This window comes from Polaromonas sp. P1_E1_2 (genome assembly GCF_056406035.1).
Genome location: NZ_JBFUAZ010000445.1, coordinates 1 through 5,070, shown reverse-complemented (window position 1 = coordinate 5,070; position 5,070 = coordinate 1). Strand labels below are relative to the sequence as shown.

Annotated in this window: 5 protein-coding genes and 1 riboswitch; of the genes, 3 read left to right on the top strand and 2 right to left on the bottom strand. The window is 62.9% G+C overall.

Features of this window, described 5'->3' with window-relative positions:
* Positions 1-774 (top strand): tripartite tricarboxylate transporter substrate binding protein (locus tag AC1D1P_RS17670; RefSeq protein ID WP_477673861.1); only part of this gene is annotated, 774 nt, incomplete at its 5' end.
* 207 nt (positions 775-981) lie between these two features.
* On the opposite strand, the gene AC1D1P_RS17665 is transcribed toward AC1D1P_RS17670, so the two are convergent.
* Positions 982-1,557, bottom strand: a complete 576-nt coding sequence (locus AC1D1P_RS17665) for a TetR/AcrR family transcriptional regulator (RefSeq protein ID WP_477673860.1) — start codon at positions 1,555-1,557, stop codon at positions 982-984.
* 107 nt (positions 1,558-1,664) lie between these two features.
* On the opposite strand from AC1D1P_RS17665, the gene AC1D1P_RS17660 reads away from it, so the two are divergent.
* Positions 1,665-2,912 (top strand): MFS transporter, encoded by a 1,248-nt coding sequence (locus tag AC1D1P_RS17660; protein WP_477673859.1) that lies wholly within the window; start codon positions 1,665-1,667, stop codon positions 2,910-2,912.
* Between the two features lie 115 nt (positions 2,913-3,027).
* Here AC1D1P_RS17660 and AC1D1P_RS17655 read toward each other — a convergent pair whose 3' ends face one another.
* Positions 3,028-3,573, bottom strand: a complete 546-nt coding sequence (locus tag AC1D1P_RS17655; RefSeq protein WP_477673862.1) for an HAD family hydrolase — start codon at positions 3,571-3,573, stop codon at positions 3,028-3,030.
* Positions 3,574-3,836: 263 nt separating this feature from the next.
* Positions 3,837-3,911: riboswitch (S-adenosyl-L-homocysteine riboswitch) on the top strand.
* A gap of 101 nt (positions 3,912-4,012) precedes the next feature.
* On the opposite strand from AC1D1P_RS17655, the gene AC1D1P_RS17650 reads away from it, so the two are divergent.
* A partial coding sequence (locus AC1D1P_RS17650; RefSeq protein WP_477673858.1) for an adenosylhomocysteinase occupies positions 4,013-5,070 on the top strand: 1,058 nt, incomplete at its 3' end.

Sequence of the window (5,070 nt, the reverse complement as noted above, 5' to 3'; positions counted from 1 at the left end):
GTCGAGAACAAGCCCGGCGCGGGCGGCACCCTGCCGGCCCAGCAACTGCAAAGCGCGCAGGCTGACGGCTACACGCTGGCGCAGATTCCGCTGGGTGTGTTCCGCCTTGGTTACACCACCAAAATCAACTGGGACCCGGTCAAGGACATCAGCTACGTGATCAACGTGACTGGCTACGCCTTCGGCATCGTGGTGCCTGCCGACAGCCCGTTCAAGACCTGGGCTGACTTTGTCGCCTATGCCAAGGCCAACCCTGGCAAGCTGACCTACGGCTCGACGGGCACGCTGACCAGCCCGCACCTGACGACCGAGCTCATCGCGCAGAAGGCCGGCATCGAGCTGCAGCACGTGCCCTACAAAGGCAGCGCTGACCTGATGCTGGCACTGGTCAGCGGCCAGCTGATGGCGGGCGCCGACAGCACCGGCTTTGCGCCGCAGGTCGAAGCCGGCAAGCTGCGTGTGCTCAATACCTGGGGCGAGAAGCGGCTCGATAAATTCCCGAACGCGCCCACGCTGAAAGAGCTGGGCTATGACATCGTGCAGAACTCGCCCTTTGGCATAGGCGCACCCAAAGGTACGCCGCGCGAGGTGGTCAAGCGCCTGCACGATGCCTTCAAGAAAGCGATGGAAGAACCCAGCTATGTTGCGGCGCTGGGCCGCTACGACATGCTGCCCAACTACCTGAGCTCCGCGGACTACACGAAGTTTGCGCAAGACACCGTTGGGCGGGAGAAGGTGCTGATCGATAAGTTAGGCCTCGCCAAGCCCAACTGAAAGTAGGCACACCCCTATCGGGATTCACTTCGTGTAATCCCTTTTCCCCTTGCAGGGGACGAGGCTGGCGGCCCGGCAAAGCCGGTTCCGCGGGGAAACAGGTAAACCCCTATCGGGACTCACTGCGTGTAGTCCCTTTTCCCCTTGCAGGGGACGAGGCTGGCGGCCCGGCGAAGCCGGTTCCGCGGCCTCTGCTGGCTTCTCGGTTTACTTACTGACGGGGTTGGCTAGCGCAAACAGTTCGTCGGCCAGCTGATCGGCTAGCGTCGGTTCAACGCCAGCGCCAAAAATCAACCGGTAAATGATGGGGGCCATCATGTGGTCCAGCACCTGCTGCACGGTGGGTGTGGCGTCGCCGCGGGTCTGGGCGCGTTTGACCAGAACCGTGGCTTCGTTGCGGCGGTTTTTCAGGCAGTTGGTTTCTTCTGATCCCGCCAGCGCGGCAGCGGCCTTCAGCAGCGAGGCATTGCCTGGCTTGTTGAGGTGGTTGATCAGTTCTTTGGCCCAGGCCGTGAGTTCGGCTTTCAGGTCGCCCGTCTCAGGCAAGGGGCGGTTCGGGTCCAGCCGCTGCTGGGCGGTTTCGCCGAGCAGGCCGTTCACGTCGCCCCAGCGCCGGTAAATGCTGGAAGCACTCACGCCGGCGCGCTCGGCCACGGCCGGCACGGTGACTTTGTCTCGGCCCTCCTGGGCAATCAGCTCTTCCAGCGCCYTGCGCACCACGATTTGCACCTGGGCGCTGCGTCCGCCGGGGCGTTTGTTCTGGGGTGTTTGGAGGGTGCTCATCAGGGCGAATTCTAGCCTAAAAGCAATGATATTTGCGTTAATTTTTGAACGGGTATAGAATTCACAAACGCGAATAAATTAGCTTTAAGAAAGTTGAGCGTTTCCCCATGGCTACCCCTGCTGCTCCCGCCAATCCCTCATTGCAACCATCCCGCTCGACGGCGCCCCGCTGGCAACTGCCGCCCGCAGCCGCCTTCCCCCTGCTGGCGATCCTGTTGTTCGCGTTCTTCGTGGCGGGCAGTGCGCCGTCGCCGCTGTTCGTCGTCTTCCAGCAGCAGTGGGGCTTTTCCCCTGCGTTGCTGACGGTGGCGTTTGCGATTTACGCGATTGCGCTGCTGGCTTCGCTGCTGGTGGCGGGCTCGCTGTCTGACCACATAGGCCGCCGGCCTGTGGTGTTTACCGCCCTGCTGCTGCAGGCCGGCGCGATGCTGACCTTTTTGCTGGCCGACAGCATTAACGGCATCATCGCTGCGCGCATCGTGCAGGGCATTGCGACCGGCATGGTCAGCGGCGCGCTGACGGCGGCGGTGGTCGAGGCCGCACCGGCCGCGCAAAAACGCCTGGGCGCGATGATCGGCAGCGTCTCGCCGCTGGCGGGGCTGGCTGTGGGCGCGTTGCTCACCGGCATCGCCGTCAAGTTTGCGCTGCACCCGGTGCCGCTGGTGTTTGGTGTGCTGGTTGCGATTTGCGTCGTGGGTGCGGTGGCTACGCTCTTTCTGCCCGAAAGCGCCACGCCGCGCCCCGGCGCATTGGCCTCGCTGGTGCCGCGCATTTCGATACCGGTGCAGGCGCGCGCTGAATTCTTCCGTGGCGTGCCGACGATGCTGGCGGTGTGGTCGCTCGCGGGCCTGTACCTGTCGCTGGTGCCTTCCATGCTGCAGCAAATCTTCGGCATCCATGACGGCATCGTCAACGGCCTGGCCATTGCCACCTTTTTCGGGTTGGGCGCCGCGTCACCGACTTTGTTGAAAAGCCTGACGCCGGTGCGTATGAGCGCCGTCGGCATGAGCTTGCTGGCTGTGGGTGCGGGGCTGGTGGCCGTGTCTTTGGCCACGCGCTCCGTGGCGCTGTTTTTTGCAGGAACAGCGCTGGCCGGTTTTGGCGGCGGCTCGGCTTTCTCTGCGCAGGTGCAGACCCTCGCGCCGCTGGCGCAGCCGCATCAGCGGGCTGAATTATTTGCCGCGCTGTATGCCACCAGCTATCTGGCCTTCAGCGTGCCGGCCATGCTGGCTGGGCGTTTGATTGCGCCGCTAGGTCTGCCCGCCACGGCGGAGGGCTACGCTGCGCTTGTATTGGCAGTGGCCGCCTTGGGCGCTTGGTTGCGGTGGGGCTCAGTGCGCCGCCAATATAGCTAACCCCTGCTGACGCTCACTTCGTGTAGCGTCCCCTCCCCTTCAGGGGACGGTGCCTGCGGCCGGGCAAAGCCCGATCCGCGGCACCCGCTTAGTTAACGCGGGGCAGGCACGGTTGTTAATCCAGCAGAGCGCGTGCAACCTCAGTAAAACCTGCACCGCGCTCACCCCGCGTCACATAACGCGGGAGGTGCGCCAGCTGCGGCACAAAGCGCGCGATGTTGGCCACGCCCACGCTGTTGGCAAAGGTCTTGAACATCAGCTGGTCGTTGGTCGAATCGCCCACATAGACCCATTGGTCCATCTCGGCGTCCAGGTCGCGCTGCCAGAGCTGCCGGACTATCCAGCGCGCGCCTTCGAGCTTGTTGTGGCTGCCATACCAGCCGTTGATGTGGATGCTGCTGACGGTGGCGTGCATGCCCTCGCTTTTCATCAGTGCCGCCACGATGGCATCCACCGGCCAACTCGCCGCGAAAGGCTCGCTCCAGCCGACAGGCCGCCCGGTGATCGCCACGACTTTGAACCCTGCAGCTTTCAATTCGCCCAAAGCCTCCAGCGCATCGGGTGTGATTTCGCCCTCCGTGGTCAAGGTGTCGTCGATATCGGTGAAGACGCCGGTAATGAGTTGACGTTCTGTAACAGGCCACTGCTGGAGTTCTTGCATCATGAAATTTTCGCACTGAATGTGGCCCCCACGCTCCCCACTTCGTGTGGGTCGCTGCCCCCCGAGGGGGCCGCCCGCCTGTGGCCCGGCAAAGCCGGTTCCACGGCTCATGCTGGCTTGAAGATTCAGGGCGTATGCAGCGGGGGTATTTCACCAGTGGGGGCCGAGGGTCCGGCTTCGCCGGCCCCAGGCGCCGCCCCCTTGAGGGGGGAACGGGCTACACGCCAGTGAGCCTGGACGGGGGTGATTTGTTATAATCACGGCTTCCTGAGGAGCGTTGCAACCCACTCCATGTGGTCTAGGCTCAGGACTTTCATTTGCAACCACGCTCACCCGCATGTGCTTTCAAGCCGGGTGAGGCTAACAACAAACTCCCCGATTGACACACAGGCTCGTGGCTATTTTGCCCAATTTGACCTATGACTTTTGGAGTTACCAAATGAGCGCCGTCCTGAAACCTTCCACCGACTACACCATTGCCGATATTTCGCTTGCCGCCTGGGGCCGCAAGGAACTGAACATCGCACAAACCGAAATGCCCGGCCTGATGGCCATCCGCGAAGAATTCGCGAAGGCGCAGCCGCTCAAGGGCGCGCGCATCACCGGATCGCTGCACATGACGATCCAGACCGGCGTGCTGATCGAAACGCTGCAAGCCCTGGGCGCCGAAGTGCGCTGGGCGTCGTGCAACATCTTCTCGACGCAGGACCACGCCGCCGCCGCGATCGCCGCCGCCGGCACGCCGGTATTCGCCATCAAAGGCGAAACCCTGGCCGACTACTGGGACTACACCCACAAGATCTTCGAATTCAGCGGTGCCAAGGGCACGCCTGAAGAAGGCCCCAACATGATCCTGGACGACGGCGGCGACGCGACGCTGCTGATGCACCTGGGCACCAAGGCCGAAAAAGACGCCAGCCTGATCTCCAAGCCCGGCAGCGAAGAAGAAATCTGCCTTTTCAACTCGATCAAGGCCAAGCTGGCGCAAGACCCGACCTGGTACAGCCGCCGCCTGAAAAACATCATCGGCGTGACCGAAGAAACCACCACCGGCGTGCTGCGCTTGAATGAAATGTCGGCCAAGGGCACGCTGGCCCTGCGCGCCATCAACGTGAACGATTCCGTCACCAAGAGCAAGTTCGACAACCTGTATGGCTGCCGCGAATCCCTGGTCGACGCGATCAAGCGCGCCACCGACGTGATGGTGGCCGGCAAGGTCGCACTGGTGGCCGGTTACGGCGACGTGGGCAAGGGCTCCGCACAAGCCCTGCGCGCCCTGAGCGCCCAGGTGTGGGTGACCGAGATCGACCCCATCAACGCCCTGCAGGCCGCGATGGAAGGCTACAAGGTCGTGACCATGGAATACGCTGCTGACAAGGCCGACATTTTTGTGTCCGCCACTGGCAACAAGAACGTCATCACCTACGACCACATGGCGAAGATGAAAGACCAGGCCATTGTCTGCAACATCGGCCACTTCGACAACGAGATCGACGT